Genomic DNA, 16320 nt, shown 5'->3' on the forward strand with positions numbered 1-16320 from the left:
TTTAGTCCGGGAAGAGTTCATTCAGTGAAATTTTGTCAATATAGGGCTCCAGTTCGTCAGTATCGTTCAATAGACGCACTAATTCAACATCATAGCGACGCTGGCAAACCCACATCTCCACAAAAAACGTGCTGATCGCATATAAATGCAACCAGAAACCCGGAATGCGTCGGGCTTCAATCAGCCTTCCCTGCTGCCAGACTAACTTGAGTTGTTCGTTATAGGGTAAGCTGTAAAAATGAGCGGCTTCCTGATTGCTTCGGCTGTTTTGCATCATTCAATGTTCGCCATACCGTTTTTCGCCTGCCGTTACAGCCAATGTCAACCTGTTTTGTTTTGGCGGCAGTGGACAAGTGGCAAAAGTTGTAAACGCGCAAGGAGGATTAACAGCCTGATTAAAATCGAGCGTTACGATTTTGTCGTCCCCTGGCTTGTCAGCGTAGAGAAACCGACCCGCTCCATAGGTATCAATCTTATTTGTGGCATCACCGAAAATGATAAATAGCTTTTCACTTTCTCCGGCTGCCTGAAGTCGGTACGTTTTACCGTCCTTTTCAAACACAAGCGTTCCGACGAGCGGATAATCCGTCGTTTGACCGAGTACATTAATAATAGGAATCGTCTGAGGTGTCGGCGGTGTTTCCAGACGAGCCTTTATTCGCCAGTTTTCGGCAACGGGAAAACGATCAATCCCCGGAAAGGATTTGACTGAGGCACTTTCCAGATCGCGTACTCGAACGCCAAACTTATCACCCCGTTTAATAATAACCCATCGTAACGAGCCATTAGCCAGCACCGTAGGTTTAGCATCCGGCGAAAAAACAACCAACGATTCCGTAATTGGTTTTCCTTCTGCCGAAACGGATGCGCCTGGATTTGGGGTAAAACGTACTTCGTCTTTTTCCAGATTCAGCAAGCCGAATTCAGCTAACTTATTGTCAGTCGTAGGAAATGGAACGTCGAAATCGGGCCCCTGTCCGATTGAATTTTTCCCATCTTTCAGCCAAAACAAGCCTATCAGATTTAGCCAGCCGTTTTCGCTCTTCAGCGAATTAACACGCTTCTGATGCCATTGATCGATTTGCTCCTTGTACGAAGGCTCATCCGACGTTCGAAATCCAATAGACGAAATAACCGCTGCCAGAAACCATAGTGCAAAAAAGCACTTTGAATACGGATTGAGTGAATTGGGGATTCTGCTAATACGTTTCATAGTAGGCATCATTCAGATTCTGAACCAGATCAGCAATGGCCTCTGGATCAATAGATTGATCGAAATTATAATCCAGAAAATGGTAAACAATTCGTCGATCCGGGCCAATCACGTAGAGTGCCGGAATAAAAGCCTCTTCCGAAATACCCGATACGCGTTCCCAAATCGGGTCATCTTCACTATACACCCCAAAACGCTGTGCCACTGCCGATTCAGCGTCGTAAGCCACCCGAAAATCCAACCCTCCTACCTGACGCGCCAATACCTTTGGTGATTCGTTAGAGAAAACAACTAACTCAGCATTCGCATCCCAATCAAGAAGTTGCTGGTTCAACCGAACGAGTGATTCGAAATACGGCCGCGCGTAACGCCCCCAGCAAGGGCAATAAAAGCTAACGATTAGTGGGCGAGCACTCGCTAAATCCAGAATAGACGTCGCTTTTTCAATCAATTTTTGGCCGAATACCGAAACGCGCCAATCATTAGAAGAACCAGCCAGACTGAAAAATGGAGCCTGATCTCCCGTTTGTAACGGTTGTTTTCGAACCGTTTTTGGGCGATCAAGCGCACTGGTAACGCTTCGAATATGTCCTAATTCATTTTCAAATTCAAGTGTCATCGTCGTTTGTGTTTATGTTGTAAGAATTATCCAATCATTGCCTGATTAATTGCCATAGACGAGTTGGAAATACCGTTTTTGAACGAGTGAAAAATAGGCCCAGAGGGATAATGCACCGATGTAGGCAAGTACAATAAGCATCGGATATCCTAAGGTGGCATACAGCCCTAACCAAAGCACAGCTACCCGACTAATTTCCAGATAGAGAACCCACTGTCGCTGTTCGAGCAAAGCACCACAGTTAATTAATGTCAGTAGAATAAACAGCACGATGAGCAAACTAAGGTGTAGCGGTAGGTATGCGTCAACGAGCAGAAACGAAAACAGTATGATGAGCACACCCGCTAATTGACCCGCTACATAGCCCCGAAACCGTCGACTTTTTGTATGGTTATCGGATCGGCTAGAGGATAAGAATTGCGCTTCCAATTCTGTTCGGATCGTTGGATCGACCGAATCCGGGCGTCCGAATAATAACTGAAATTTAGCTGTCCAACCGTCCGCCTGATATGCAGCAACGAACACTTCCAGTAGACCATGGAAATGCTGCCACAAAAAACTATGACTGTTGAGCGGTTTCGTTAAACCATACGTTGGCTCATCCTTTTCTTCTGCAAACGTTCCGAAAAGTTTGTCCCAGATAATAAATACATCACCATAATTTTTATCCAGATATTCCGGATTGCTGGCGTGGTGAACACGATGGTGTGAAGGTGTCACGAGTATATATTCGAGCCAGCCTAATTTGTCAACAGTACGTGTATGAATAAAAAATGGGTATAGACCATGTACTAAAAGGATGGTCGTAATCATCTCGGCGGGAAATCCGATAATGGGCAAAATAGACCAGAAACCGGTTCGTACTGCAGCCTGGAGAACCGTAATTCGGGCAGAAACGGTGTAATTGAAATCTTCGCTCTGGTGATGTACGACATGAACCGCCCAGAATACGTTGATTTCGTGCGCTAATCGATGATACCAATACCAGACAAAATCTGTCGCGATTAACAACCCGATCCAGGTCCAAGCATTCGCTTTAATGTCGAACAAAGCAAAATGGCGATGCAGATAGTCATAGACAAAATAGAATAGACCAACTGTAAAACTGTCTAGCAGTCGCTCAGCGATTCCGACGTTCAAATTCGCTACCGACGTATTGAATCGGAAATAGGATTTTTTCTGTCGTTTGGCAACCAGGTATTCCAGCCCGATGAAGAGCAGAAACAGCGGAACCGCAAATGCCAGCCAGTTAAAATTCATAAGCGCTAACGAAGGATTTTTTTGCCAAGAATGTGATAAAATGGCGTTTTGCTCGATGCGTTTTTGGGCTGATAGTCGCCCGTAATAATTGGAATGTACATAACCCGGCGACGACTTTCAGCACCTAGTTTGGGCGACTGCTCCACCCGATGCCACAAACTGCCATTGTGAATCGTCAAATCACCCGCTTCAATATCGAACCCCACTTCACGTTTGTCTGGGCGGTGGTCAATGAATTGTCGTTTGCGGAACAGGGTCATCAGCGTATTTTGCCGATGGGTGCCCGGCAATACGCGCAGGCCGCCATTACTTATTGGGCAATCATCCAAATGCAATCCTACATTGAGCATTGGTCGGATTCGATGCCCTAGAAATAAATCCCGCGGACTATCGGTATGCCAACCCATCCGCGAAAAATTACTATCGGGCGTACGCACATAGTGGTTGACGACTAAGCCGTCTTTTTCTTCTTCACTAATACGTCCCTCATACGGTTGTAAAAGAGCGGTTAATGCCTGCAGTCGATCATCGTGCAGAAACTCCTGCAATGCCGGACTAAAAAGAGATGAAAAAGCAAAGCGTTGCACAATCGTCTGTCCATTCTCATCCCGACCGTATTTAATCGGAGTTCCGTTGATTTTATCAACTTTTTCAGCAATCCAATTTGCTTCGACACGCTGAAGTTCCTTTAGAAAAAGCTGTACAGTATCTCGGCTTACAAAGTTTTTGATATGGAGAAACCCATTTTTATGAAAAAATGCTGATTGTTCGTCAGTTAATCCGATAATCGATTGCGTTGAAACTGATGGTTCAAGAGTTGATACAAGCATTGGTTAATTTGTTTTTATACTATATAATCTATATAATTAGTATAGTATTTTTGTTAATGAAAAGCAAACTGAACGTTTGCTGAAAACTGACAAAGACTATGCCGTAGTAAGTAGTAAATCGATTCTAAAACCGGTTAAGCTAATCCATTAACTACCTCTGAAGCAATTAAGTAAAATTATGTTTATTCATAATCTGGTAACCAATTAAACAAGGATTAGATTTCTTACAGCCAGTTGTGCCTTGCCGCAAATAACCCCCCTATATTGATAGACAAAGGTGAATAGTACATTTTAAAATTCCAAATTTTTTTAATCTGATATTGGAATAGCGAATAAAAAGTGTCAAATTCACACTTTATTAAATAATAATATAAAAAGATTATTTTGTCTTTTTTGACCTACAATAAAAACCTATCCTTCAATGAAACACAATCTACGAGTGAAAGTCAGCCTGTATTACTTGTTACTATGGGCTGTATTTCTAACTACACAGGTTGCTCAGGCGCAGGATCGCCGAGTAACAGGACGTGTGCTCTCCAGTAAAGATCAGCAACCGATTCCGGGAGTTAATATTCTGGTGAAAGACACACAGCTAGGTACTACGACCGATGGAAGCGGAAACTTTACGCTCAATGTTGGGCCCAATGCCACACTTGTTTTTAGTGCCATCGGATTTACTGGGCAAACCCAATCGATTGGCAATCAAACGCAATTGACCATTACGCTTCAGGAAGCGGAACAGAATCTAGGAGAAGTTGTCGTAACGGCACTTGGTATTAAAAAAGAATCGAAACGGCTAGGCTACGCTACTGCAACTGTTGCTGCCGAGCAGATTACGACCAACCGGACTGTCAACTTTATGAATGCTCTGCAAGGTAAAATTGCTGGGGTAAACATCTCGAGCTTGGGCACAGGAGCTGCCGGAACTAGTAAAATCCGGATTCGCGGCCAGTCCTCTTTCTCCGGTCAGAACAATCCCTTGATTGTTGTCAACGGCGTTCCAATTGATAACACCAATTTTGGTCAAAACAATGGAAACGTGGGTGGAGATAACTCGGTTGCGGGTCGCGACCGAAACTATTCAGATGGTGGTGATGGCCTTTCGTCGATCAATCCCGACGATATCGAAGGCATGACCGTTTTAAAAGGTGGCACGGCTGCTGCTCTGTATGGTTCCCGCGCTAAAGACGGAGCTATTCTGATTACCACGAAAACCAAAGGCGTTAGTCCTGGCATTGGGGTAAGCTATAACACAAACTTTACAACCGATCGTCCATTAGACTTTACAGATTATCAGTATGAATATGGCCAGGGAGAATATGGCGTTCGGCCAACGGCGCCCAATCCAACGTCAGGTGTCTGGAGCTTTGGGGAGAAGTTTGCTGGGCAGACCCAGGTATTGTTTGGTGGCGTAAGTGTGCCATATGAACCCGTTCGTAACCGAATTAATAAATTTTATCGGGATGGCTCAACCTGGACAAATTCGATAGCCGTATCGTCCAACAGCGAAAAAGGAGGCTTCAATCTTTCGCTGTCGAACACCGACAATAAAGGTATTACGCCGAATAATACCTTCAACCGTAAAACGCTTAACCTGGGTTTTAGCTACAATCTATCCTCTCGATTGACAGTTACGGGCACTATCAATTACTCGAATGAGTATAACAAAAACCCGCCCCAGATCGCCCAACAGGATAATAGTACGCCAACGGTGATTTATACACTGGCGAACTCAATGCCGCTGGACGTCCTGGAAGCGAATCAGATTAATCCGTCTACAGGCAATGAATTCGTTTACTCGCGCTTCATGAACCGTACGAATCCTTACTTTGTCCTGAACTATAAGTTTGAGAATATCCGTCGGGATCGTTTGTTTGGCAACGTATCGGCACGCTATAACGTAACGGACTGGCTGTATGTTCAGGGACGGGTTGGCCAGGACTACTGGTCACGGGATCAGGACTATAACTTCCCTACTGGTCAGGCTTCTCTGGCAGCTGCTCCGGCTGGTTATGTGAATGGTGCTTACGTACAGGAAGTTCGTCGCTTCCGCGAACTCAACACCGATTTCCTGATCGGCGCAAACCGGAAATTTGGCTCTATTGGTGTAGACATAACACTTGGTGGAAACCAGCTCTACAGACGTAGTGATGCAAACAGCACCATGGTTACGGATTTCGTTATTCGTGGATTGTATGTTCCACAAAATGGTCGTTTGAAAGATCCAACTTATAGTTTGAGCGAACGAAAAGTAAATTCTTTGTATGCAGCGGCAGAACTCTCGTACAAAGACTTCCTCTACCTGAACGGAACGATTCGTGATGACTGGTTCTCAACTCTAGCAGCTGCTAACCGCAGCATTTTGTACCCATCGGTTACGGGTAGCTTTGTTTTCTCACAAGCGTTTGAAGCTTTACCTGGTTGGTTGAACTTTGGTAAAATACGAGCTGCTTATGCAGAAGTAGGTAGTGATGGCGATGTAGCGCCTTATTCAAATAACCTGTTCTATTCGGTTAGCTCAGCTACATTTGCCGGACAACCCGTTGGCAATATTACATCCAGCACAGTTCCAAGCGCTACGCTTCGACCAAGCCGGACCGCTGAAACCGAATTTGGTCTGGAGTTAAAAATGCTGAATAACCGAATCGCATTAGATCTGGCCTATTATAACAAGGTTACCAGCGACCAGATCGTATCTGTACAATCGTCCGACGCATCCGGATACACGACCACTTTGATTAACAGCGGAGAAAGTCGTAACCGTGGTGTCGAGGCTTTATTAACGATATCGCCGGTTCGCACGAAAAATTTCTTCTGGGATGTTATTCTGAACGGTTCCTACAATGAAACCAAACTGCTGCGACTACTGACAGACACGCCAGGAGAAAGCATTGTTGTTGGTAACGGAATTTATGTTGGTGAGCTTCGGCAGGTAGTGGGTCAACCGCTTGGTCAGTTGTACACATACGGATACGCACGGGATGCCCAGGGTCGCATCATACACGGTGGTGATGGTCAACCAAACCGTTCAGCTACCCCAATTTCGTTTGGCTCAGCGATTCCAAAATATATTGGTGGAATCACGAACACCTTTAATTATAAAGGAATTAACCTCTCTTTCCTGATCGATTTCAAACTAGGGGCTAACATGATTTCAGGTACGAATCTGAATGCATTCCGTCATGGACTGCAAAAAGAAACGTTAGTTGGTCGTGGCGATGCTGATAATAAAATGGTGGGTGTCGGCGTCAATGAAAAAGGAGAAACCAATGCCGTTCGTGCATTTGTACAGGATTACTACTCGGTTGGCCGCACGAAGAGTCTGGGTGAGCAGGTATTGTATGATGCCGGTTTCTGGAAACTTCGCCAGATCAGCATTGGGTATGATTTCACCAGCTTCTTGCCAAAAAGCCTGTTTATTAAAGGCATTCGTGTAAGTGCAATTGCAAATAACGTAGCTGTCATTAAGAAATGGGTGCCAAATATTGATCCTGAACAGTTCGGATTCAGTTCCGATAACCTGATTGGCTTAGAATCAACCGGTTTGCCAATCACACGTAGCATTGGCTTTAACCTGAACGTTAAATTTTAAAAGGAATATGGTTTTCGGCAGCTATCGAAAACCCAGAACCGATAAGTTTTTATGAAAAAGAAACTCCTGTATATACCATTGATTGCCGTGCTGACTGGCCTAAGCAGCTGTGATAAAGGCTTCGATGGACTCAACATCAATCCAACGGCAGCAACTTCGCTAAATCCCGTCTTCACCTTCAATAATGCGGTTATCAATACCGCGTTTCCTGGTTCGACCCTGATTTTTGAGGAAGGGATTGTTCAGCAAATTTTCACCCCTAACTCAGGGATCAATTCGGGTGGCAACTTCAATATTGATAATCGTGGGCCCACGGGTAACAACGGAGGTCTGTGGCGTCAATATTACCAAAACAACATCCGGTACCTGGTCGATATCCTGAATCAAACCAAGTCAGATGCTAACCGGACGAATCTGTACAATATGATTCGTATTTGGAAAGCGTATTCGTTTATGGTGCTTACCGATACCTACGGCGACATTCCTTACACGGATGCAGGCCTTGGCTACTTAAAAGGAAATACGACACCAAAATATGATACGCAGGAGAGCATTTATAACGACCTGATTAAAGAGTTGACCGAAGCTACAGCATCGCTTGATGCAGCGAAGACTATCGAAACGGGTGAGGTTGTTTATAAAGGCAACATTTCTCAGTGGAAACGATTTGGCTATTCGACGTTGCTGCGTGCTGGCATGCGTTTATCGAAAGTGAATCCGACACTCGCCCAGTCGACCGTACAGAAAGCCGTGGCAGGAGGTTTGATGCAATCCAATGCTGATAACGCCGTTGTTCGGAACGACGCCAATTATAAAAATGGTGTGGGGAATACGCTGACCTCAACAGAAGCTGCTAATTTTTATTTAACCAAGAACTTTGTCGATTACCTAAAATCGACATCCGATCCTCGGTTAACGTCTATTGCAGTGCGCTACGTAGGTGCTAAAAGTGGACCCGAGCAAACGGCGGCCAAAGCAAATCGTGAGCCTTCTGCCCAGCTTGGTATGCCCATGGGTTACGATAATGGTACGATTCCAGCACGCGCAACTGCTGATGGCTTAGCCAGTTTTTACGACTATTCGCAATTAGATCGCACTCGAATGGGCAAATTTGATGCGCCTTGCTATTTAGTTACCTACGCTCAAACGCAATTACTATTGGCTGAAGCTGCACAGCGCGGCTGGACAACCGGAAATCCAGCTGATTTTTACAGCGCAGGGATAACGGCTCATATGCAACAGTTAGGTGATTATGATGCAACATCGCTCGTTCCAGCGGCTGCTATTACGGCTTATTTACAAGCAAATCCATACGTAGCTGCTAAAGGCCTAGAGATGATCAATACGCAATATTGGATAGCTTCTCTATTGAATGGCCCTGAAGCCTTTGCAAACTTCCGTCGGAGTGGCTACCCAGCTCTAGCTCCCAATCCTTATCCAGGTAAGGAAATAAAAGGGAACTTCATTAATCGCCTAACCTATCCCGATCAGGAAGCATCCGTAAATCTGGCTCAGCTTAATGAAGCCACCAAGCGACAAGGTCCCGACAATCTTGATACGCGCGTGTGGTGGGATAAACAATAAGCCTGTTTCAAAAACTTTAAGGGCCTGGTTGCTATAACCAGGCCCTTAAAGTTTTTATATAAGTAAAGAATAATAAACTATTCAAAGACAAGCCTTTTGCCCTACAATAGCTAGTAGGAAATGTAACAAAATCTAAAGGTAATTTTTGACGGTGATACTATATCGGGGGAGATCCCGGCAGCTTTTTAAATTCAGTTTTCGTGCAATATGTGCTTTGTGATTCACAGCTGTCCGGTAACTAATATTTAATCGATCAGCAATATCATCGGATGTATGTCCACTGGCAATCATCCGAAGCACCTCGCGTTCACGCTCGGTTAGCCGGTTTAGTTCATTCCGAGTAGTATCAGAAATTACGTCAACGCCGAAATTTTTCAGCAAATCCATAAATCCGTTACTATAATAGCAGCCTCCATTACTAACCGTCTGAAAGCATCGATAAAGCTCTTCCAGACCGTCTGAGGCATATATAAAGCCAAAAAAGCCTTTCTGCATGGCACTAGCTACCATACGCAGATCAGGCTTACGAGTATACAGAATAAATTTGGTTTGCTGATTGGCATGCTGAATCTGCTCAACTATATCGAAGCTACGCTGACCCGATATTTCTGATTCCAGAATAACACACTTTGGGCGTTTTACGCGAATCTGCTGAAGTGTGTCTTCCATTTCAACTGCTCGGCCAACCACGTTATAACCTTGTTCGGTTAACAACTGGCTTAATACCTCACAATTAAAAAGTTCGGATTGCGCCACGAGAATAGAAAAGTCCCTCCTGCGAATAGTAAAATTTTTGGTGCCCTCCTGGACACCGATAGAATGGTTCATGATCTTTTACATATATGGGTGCTTGAAGTTACTACCATTTCTTTGATTTCGGTAACACTAGTTAGATGAAATTCCAAATTTTCTGGATGAACGGTTTCCTAAACTTAAAATTACCAAGGTGATTTGAGCCTGAAATACGTGTGATTTTGCACTCAAATTAGGGTGATTTCACACAAAAAAGGTGATTTCACGCGTAAAATGGGTGATTTCACGCGTGCGCGTTTGCGTACACATAGGAGCAGGGCTAGTTTTGAATCATCAAACAAAAACAACACGGCAGTTAAGCAAAAGCGATGAATCAGGAAGAATCAGCAAAGTTTTCCAGCTACGAAGCGTCAGCTGAGGAAATTCAGAAAGTGGTTATGGAGTGGGCAAGAGCAACGGATGCCTTCCATCATCGTTATGCCAAGTTGACCCAGGCTATTAACTCATTACAGAAAACAGCCCGTCAGCAGCCTGCAGCCAATAAAGCTCGTTTACGGAAGCTTATCGAGCTTCGTGAGCACATGAGTGATGTGTTAATGACATTGATGCTTGACATGTCGAAGCAAAAAACAGGTCGGTCGGCTCAGCCTTCGAAACCTGGTCAATTGCATTCACATGCAAGCCTGTTGGATGAGCTAAATCGAAAAATTGATGCCGAATTAATTAGCGTATTTAGCGCTGTGACGGTAGCTCAAGCATAGTGTTCACCCTTTCCTATTGATAAAGGTTAGCCCCAGTTATTAAGCATAACTGGGGCATTTTCAATATTCGTTCATCGTTGCCCTGAAATCACAGTACCCAGCAAGCTTGAAATTTCGTTATTGATTCGCTTGTAGTGCATATATTCAATTAACAGTTGGTCTGATTCATCAGGTAACATACCTGGTTTCCGCATGGATTGTATCAGAATTTCCATTCGCTGTTCGGCTAGCATTTTTTTGATCCGAAGGATATTTCTGTAGGCAGAATGAGCCAGAATGCCGATTTCCTCTTCCAAAGGCACCAGAATTTCATGCTTTTTCCATCCATCACTTAGTTCATAGCGAGAGGTCGTCAAATGGATGGCCTGATTCTGTATTTCTCGATCATCTGATAGTTGATGATTTAGAAAATCGTTCACCGTTAAAATTTCCCCTCGACTATACGCTTCCCGATAAAGGCTTAAGATCAAATTATACGGCTCCGTTTGAAAATCAATTTCGTTTAGTTCACTCAGTACGTATTGGCAGAGAGTGATGTCGGGCTCTAACTCACGCGCACCGTAGTTCATCAATAATCGGATACATTCCTCCTCTTCATCGGCTAAAGGCGTTCTAATGGGCTTTGTGCGCTCAACTGGAGCAAGCGCTGGCGTTGGCATGATTGAGCCGTAATTAGCGATATCAGGTTCTTCAATACTAAATCCATCCAAAAGCGCATTTATATCATCCAGTGAAGGCTCGCTCGCGGGTAAAGTCGTATTTGAAGCAGGCTGGTTATTTCGAGGAGTTTCCGGTCGTCGCTGACGTTCGGAATCTTTTTTAGTCTGATCCTGCTGCTTGCGAAGCAATCTATTAATTTCTGAAATAACCGATTGCTCACTTACATGAAATACCTGAGCAACCCGTTGTGAAAGCGTTTGCCGTTTGAGTGGATCAGGTATTTTGGTTATGCTAGCGCAAACGTCTGAGATTCCCTCAGCCCGTTTTAGCGGATTGTCTCCCGCTTCGGTTAACCACCGACTTGCTTTGAAGTCGATAAAATCCTGGGAGTTGTTTTGGATATACGTTTTGAAAGCATCTGCCCCAACCTTATGAACGTAGCTATCCGGATCTTCTCCATCAGGTAATAAGAGAAGTCTTAGGTTTAGACCTTCCTCCAGCACCATATCAAGACCGCGTAGAGCAGCTTTGATCCCAGCCGCATCGCCATCGTACAGAATAGTCACGTTGGGCGTAAAGCGACTAATCAGTCGAATCTGTTCGGTTGTAAGCGACGTACCTGACGAAGCGACTACGTTTTTAATTCCGGCCTGATGAAGGGAGATAACATCCGTATAACCTTCCGTCAAATAGCAAACGTCTTCTTGCCGAATCGTCTGTTTAGCCTGAAAGATTCCGTATAAGACCTGGCTTTTATGATAGACCGCTGTTTCGGGTGAATTCAGGTACTTCGGTTGGTTTTTGTCTGTTTTCAGAATCCGGGCTCCAAACGCAATCACCCGACCCGATACATTATGAATCGGGAACATTACTCGGCCCCGGAATCGATCGAATAAACGTTTATCCTGCCCAGAATTACCCTCCTTACTTAAAATCAAACCAGCTTTTTCAAGTAGTTCGACGCTATAGCCCCGACGTTGACCTTCTCGCAGCAATACATCCCATTGATCGAGCGTGTATCCCAATTCAAAAGCGTCAATCGTTGGATTTGTGAAACCACGTTCACGGAAATAGCTGAGACCGATACTTTTCCCTTCGTCAGAAGTTAAGAGCGTTTCCTGAAAGAATGTTTTGGCGAAATTGAGTACGATCAGTAAGCTCTCGCGTTCGTTCTGACGTAATAAATCTTCAGGTGTTTGTTCCTGTTCCTGAATTTCAATACCATATTTTTTAGCCAGATAGCGCAGTGCTTCGCCATATCCGATATTCTCAATATCCATCACAAACCGAACGGAATCCCCGGCTTTACCACATCCGAAACATTTATAAATCTGTCGAACAGGATTTACATTAAATGATGGGGTTTTCTCATTATGAAATGGGCAGCAGGCAATGTAATTAGTACCTCGCTTTTTGAGCGAAACGAAGTCATTAATTACCTCCAGAATATCGGCAGACTGACGAATTCGTTCAACGGTTTCTTCGGGAATACGCATTGTATCGTTTTGGCTTTATTCGATGATCAAATTTACGTCGAAAGTCGACCTGTTCTCTCTAATTACGGGATCAAATACAAGGTAAAGGCATCTCTTTCTGGCAACGTTTTTGCTAAACTCCTCATCGACCGCTGGATATCTGGCAATTGCCACCCCACTCAATATGAATACACGTTTGCCTACTGATTGTCATAAGCATTCCGATCCAGGATCAGTATTAATACGCAACCACAGAGGTTTACTGCTTGCACTAATTTTGGTTGCTCTCTTTCAAGCCTGCCGAATCCAGCCTACCGATGATGTTACGCCAACACCTTCCGCAGGTGGAAAATCAGCCAATCAATATGCAAGTGATGTAGCAACTCAATGGGCAGCTTTACACTTAAAGTTAACGAAAACTACTCCTGGTTTTACTCCTCCCGTGGCTTCGCGAGCGTATGGATACGCTGGTTTGGCTATGTATGAAGCTGTTGTGCCTGGTATTGGCAATCGTAAATCATTAGCAGGTCAATTGCAAGGACTGACAACGTTGCCTCTGGCAGAATCGGCTAAAATTTACAACTGGGCGGTAAGTGCTAATGCGGCAGAAGCTTCTATCCTGAGAAGTTTGTTTCCCACAACCAGTGCAGCGAATAAAACACTTATTGATTCATTAGAAACGGCTTTATTGACAACATTTCAAGACACCGACGAAACAGTTAATCAGCGTTCCATTGAATTCGGAAAGAAAATCGCTGATGCGCTGTTCGAATGGTCGAAAACAGATGGCGGAGATGCTGGCTACACACGTAATTTTCCAGCAAGTTATGTAGTTCCTGTAGGCGCTGGACTATGGCAACCTACCGAAAACGGGCAAAAAATCCCAATGCAGCCTTATTGGGGAAAAGTCAGAACGTTTGTGAAAGCAAACGAAACATTACCCATGCCAAAGCCGCTTACTCACTCAACCGATGTCAAATCGGCTGTGTTTAATCAGTATCTAGACGTTTATAATAAGTCGAAAAGCTTAACCCAAACCGAAAAAGAAATTGCGGTTTGGTGGGCTGATAATCCAGTCGAAACGTTTACGCCACCCGGTCACTCCTATAGTTTAGCGCGAATTGCCGTAAATACATCCAAAGCCAATTTGGCCAAAGCTGCCGAAACTTTTGCTCGCACGGGCATTGCTGTTGCTGATGCTTTTACTCTCTGCTGGCGCTGTAAATACACATATAATAATCTTCGTCCTTTCACGTATGTGCGGCTCGCGATTGATCCGGCCTGGTTACCTTTCTGGCCGGCCCCACCTTTTCCAGGTTATCCATCCGGACATGCCACCCAATCCTCGTCAGCGGCTGAAGTCCTGACGGCTGTTTACGGTGAAAGTTTTGCGTTTACTGACGATTCACATGTAGGTCGGGCAAAAGATGCAGCTCGAAATATTGATTTTAAAGCCCGGTCGTTTACGTCGTTTCATCAAGCTGCTCAGGAATCTGCAGACTCCCGTTTCTATGGAAATATTCATACTCGGCAGGACAACGAAACCGGACTTGCTGAAGGCAAGAAAATAGGTGCTAACGTTAATGCACTCGCTTGGGAAAAATAATCAGACCTACTATAAATACAATAGGGAGCGTAACATCGTTACGCTCCCTATTGTATTTATGTAACTAGTAGCTTAATAAGCTCTTACTAGTTTACCTTCCATAAAATTGACGAAAGCTTTATTCACTACATTATTACCACCTGGTGTCGGATAATCGCCCGTAAAATACCAGTCGCCAGTATGATTGGGGCAGGCTTTATGTAAGTTTTCAACGGTTTGGTAAACGACCGCTACTTCAGCCTTCAAATCGTCTGGCGTGACAATATCAGATACTTTTTTCGAGATCTCGTCGTGCGTAAATGGCTCAAACAGGGCCTTTACATAATTCTGCTGGGTTGCATTACCGGATTCGATAGCTGCTACGCATTGGGCATATACTTCATCAAGCAGATATTCCTGCGCACGATCACGAAGCAACTCCATAACAGCCCGGAAAGCCACAAATTCTTTAAACTTCGACATATCAATGCCATAACAGTCCGGGAAACGAATTTGTGGAGCCGACGAAACAATAACTATTTTTTTAGGGCCAAGCCGGTCCAGCATCCGCAGAATACTCTTCTCAAGTGTGGTTCCCCGAACGATGGAATCATCAACAACCACGACGTTATCTTTCCCCTTCTTAATGACTTCAAACGTTGTATCGTACACATGCGACACCATGTCATCACGCTGAGAATCGTCGGTTATAAACGTTCGCAGTTTTACATCTTTAGCCACTAATTTCTCAATCCGTGGCCGGAAAGAGAGTACCCGATCCAGTTCTTCTTCGAAAAGAATTCCCTCCATAATTGCTTTTTTACGCTGTTTATAGAGGTATTCTTCCAAGCCTTCTACCATGCCAAAGAAAGCCGTTTCGGCCGTATTGGGAATGTACGAGAAGACCGTGTTTTCAAGATCGTAATCTACTTCTTTCAGGATTTGCGGAATAAGCAGTTTGCCTAAAGCCTTACGTTCATTATAAATGTCAGGATCAGTCGCTCGCGAGAAGTAAATTCGTTCGAAACTGCATGATTTCTTCTCGATTGGCTGAACAAACTGCTGCTCCATGTACTCGCCATACTTATCAATGATGAGCGCATGACCAGGCTGTACTTCCCGGATCTCACTATATTCAGCATTAAAAGCAGCTTTAATAGCAGGTTTCTCCGATGCGACAACAACAATTTCATCATCCGCATAGTAGTAAGCGGGACGGATACCAGCCGGATCGCGAGCCACGAAGGCAGCCCCATAGCCAGTCATACCGACCATTGCATAGCCGCCATCAAAATCACGGCAGGACCGGTGAAGAACGCGCTGAAGGTCCAGATTGTCTTCGATAATGTCCGAAAGATCCGGGTTTTCGTAGATTCCCTTAAATCGCTCGAATACGCGCTGATTTTCTTCATCCAGAAAGTGGCCGATTTTTTCCATTACGGTAACGGTATCGACCTTGTCTTTTGGGTGCTGCCCCAATGAGACAAGCTTGCCGAACAGTTCATCTACATTGGTCATGTTGAAGTTCCCCGCTACGACCAGATTCCGACTCCGCCAGTTACTTTGCCGAAGCATAGGATGGCAATTCTCGATTTCGTTAGATCCATGCGTACCGTAGCGCAGGTGCCCCATCCAGACTTCGCCCGTAAACGCAACATTTTCCTGGAGCCATTGAGCATCTTTGGACTTGTGTTTATTGCCTTTCAGCGCCTTCCGGAATTTCTTGTTAACTTTTTCGAAAATGTCCGTTACGGGTCGCTGATCAACAGAACGGTATCTACTGATGTATCGATGACCGGGGGGAACGTCCAGCTTAATGTTGGCGATTCCAGCTCCATCCTGGCCGCGATTGACCTGCTTTTCCATCAGCAGATAAAGCTTGTTGGCTGCGTACAGAGGAGTCCCGTACTTATCGATGTAATACTGATAAGGTTTGCGGAGCCTAATCAGGGCAATTCCGCATTCGTGTTTGATGGCGTCGCTCATGA

General features: G+C 44.6%; 12 protein-coding genes. 4 read left to right on the top strand and 8 right to left on the bottom strand.

Annotated features, from left to right (window positions below; all coding sequences use genetic code 11):
• Position 1: 1 nt before the first annotated feature.
• From ACYVE4_RS17420 to ACYVE4_RS17440, 5 genes are read right to left on the bottom strand one after another with little or no spacing between them, the layout of a single operon-like run.
• Positions 2-277, bottom strand: coding sequence for a hypothetical protein (locus ACYVE4_RS17420; RefSeq protein WP_461041453.1), 276 nt, complete (start codon positions 275-277; stop codon positions 2-4).
• Positions 278-1213: a DUF1684 domain-containing protein gene (locus ACYVE4_RS17425; protein WP_461041454.1), complete on the bottom strand. Its 936-nt coding sequence runs from the start codon at positions 1211-1213 to the stop codon at positions 278-280. It abuts the gene before it with no gap.
• The gene (locus tag ACYVE4_RS17430) at positions 1200-1832 is read right to left on the bottom strand and encodes a peroxiredoxin family protein (protein WP_461041455.1); all 633 of its coding nucleotides are present in this window, start codon (positions 1830-1832) and stop codon (positions 1200-1202) included. The genes ACYVE4_RS17425 and ACYVE4_RS17430 overlap by 14 nt, the downstream gene beginning before the upstream one ends.
• Before the next feature lie 45 nt (positions 1833-1877).
• Positions 1878-3092 (bottom strand): sterol desaturase family protein, encoded by a 1215-nt coding sequence (locus ACYVE4_RS17435; RefSeq protein ID WP_461041456.1) that lies wholly within the window; start codon positions 3090-3092, stop codon positions 1878-1880.
• Between the two features lie 5 nt (positions 3093-3097).
• Positions 3098-3922 (bottom strand): phytanoyl-CoA dioxygenase family protein, encoded by an 825-nt coding sequence (locus tag ACYVE4_RS17440; RefSeq protein WP_461041457.1) that lies wholly within the window; start codon positions 3920-3922, stop codon positions 3098-3100.
• Positions 3923-4343: 421 nt separating this feature from the next.
• Here ACYVE4_RS17440 and ACYVE4_RS17445 point away from each other — a divergent pair, with 421 nt between their 5' ends.
• Positions 4344-7514 (top strand): SusC/RagA family TonB-linked outer membrane protein, encoded by a 3171-nt coding sequence (locus ACYVE4_RS17445; RefSeq protein WP_461041458.1) that lies wholly within the window; start codon positions 4344-4346, stop codon positions 7512-7514.
• A gap of 51 nt (positions 7515-7565) precedes the next feature.
• Entirely contained in the window at positions 7566-9098 is a 1533-nt protein-coding gene (locus tag ACYVE4_RS17450; RefSeq protein ID WP_461041459.1) for a SusD/RagB family nutrient-binding outer membrane lipoprotein, read from the top strand.
• A gap of 132 nt (positions 9099-9230) precedes the next feature.
• Here the strand turns inward: ACYVE4_RS17450 and ACYVE4_RS17455 are convergent, their stop codons facing one another.
• A complete protein-coding gene (locus ACYVE4_RS17455) occupies positions 9231-9926 on the bottom strand; it encodes a LuxR C-terminal-related transcriptional regulator (RefSeq protein WP_461041461.1) in 696 nt (231 codons plus the stop codon).
• A 293-nt stretch (positions 9927-10219) separates the two neighbouring features.
• On the opposite strand from ACYVE4_RS17455, the gene ACYVE4_RS17460 reads away from it, so the two are divergent.
• Positions 10220-10612 carry a hypothetical protein gene (locus ACYVE4_RS17460; protein WP_461041462.1) on the top strand — a complete coding sequence of 131 codons (393 nt, stop codon included), beginning with the start codon at positions 10220-10222 and terminating at the stop codon, positions 10610-10612.
• 71 nt (positions 10613-10683) lie between these two features.
• Here the strand turns inward: ACYVE4_RS17460 and dnaG are convergent, their stop codons facing one another.
• Positions 10684-12768, bottom strand: a complete 2085-nt coding sequence (gene dnaG, locus ACYVE4_RS17465) for a DNA primase (protein WP_461041463.1) — start codon at positions 12766-12768, stop codon at positions 10684-10686.
• A gap of 256 nt (positions 12769-13024) precedes the next feature.
• Between dnaG and ACYVE4_RS17470 the strand changes: the two genes are divergently transcribed.
• Entirely contained in the window at positions 13025-14353 is a 1329-nt protein-coding gene (locus ACYVE4_RS17470) for a vanadium-dependent haloperoxidase (protein WP_461041464.1), read from the top strand.
• 72 nt (positions 14354-14425) lie between these two features.
• On the opposite strand, the gene ACYVE4_RS17475 is transcribed toward ACYVE4_RS17470, so the two are convergent.
• Complete coding sequence (locus ACYVE4_RS17475; protein ID WP_461041465.1) at positions 14426-16318, bottom strand: amidophosphoribosyltransferase; 1893 nt, start codon at positions 16316-16318, stop codon at positions 14426-14428.
• Between the last annotated feature and the right edge of the window lie 2 nt (positions 16319-16320).

This window comes from Spirosoma harenae, from assembly GCF_054776975.1.

Bases quoted from the DNA above. Each gene is read 5' to 3' on its own strand.
- ACYVE4_RS17435 (WP_461041456.1), bottom strand. From the start codon at position 3,092: ATGAATTTTAACTGGCTGGCATTTGCGGTTCCGCTGTTTCTGCTCTTC.
- ACYVE4_RS17420 (WP_461041453.1), bottom strand. From the start codon at position 277: ATGATGCAAAACAGCCGAAGCAATCAGGAAGCCGCTCATTTTTACAGC.
- ACYVE4_RS17450 (WP_461041459.1), top strand. From the start codon at position 7,566: ATGAAAAAGAAACTCCTGTATATACCATTGATTGCCGTGCTGACTGGC.
- ACYVE4_RS17430 (WP_461041455.1), bottom strand. From the start codon at position 1,832: ATGACACTTGAATTTGAAAATGAATTAGGACATATTCGAAGCGTTACC.
- ACYVE4_RS17445 (WP_461041458.1), top strand. From the start codon at position 4,344: ATGAAACACAATCTACGAGTGAAAGTCAGCCTGTATTACTTGTTACTA.
- ACYVE4_RS17475 (WP_461041465.1), bottom strand. From the start codon at position 16,318: ATGAGCGACGCCATCAAACACGAATGCGGAATTGCCCTGATTAGGCTC.
- ACYVE4_RS17460 (WP_461041462.1), top strand. From the start codon at position 10,220: ATGAATCAGGAAGAATCAGCAAAGTTTTCCAGCTACGAAGCGTCAGCT.
- ACYVE4_RS17425 (WP_461041454.1), bottom strand. From the start codon at position 1,213: ATGAAACGTATTAGCAGAATCCCCAATTCACTCAATCCGTATTCAAAG.
- dnaG (WP_461041463.1), bottom strand. From the start codon at position 12,768: ATGCGTATTCCCGAAGAAACCGTTGAACGAATTCGTCAGTCTGCCGAT.
- ACYVE4_RS17440 (WP_461041457.1), bottom strand. From the start codon at position 3,922: ATGCTTGTATCAACTCTTGAACCATCAGTTTCAACGCAATCGATTATC.
- ACYVE4_RS17455 (WP_461041461.1), bottom strand. From the start codon at position 9,926: ATGAACCATTCTATCGGTGTCCAGGAGGGCACCAAAAATTTTACTATT.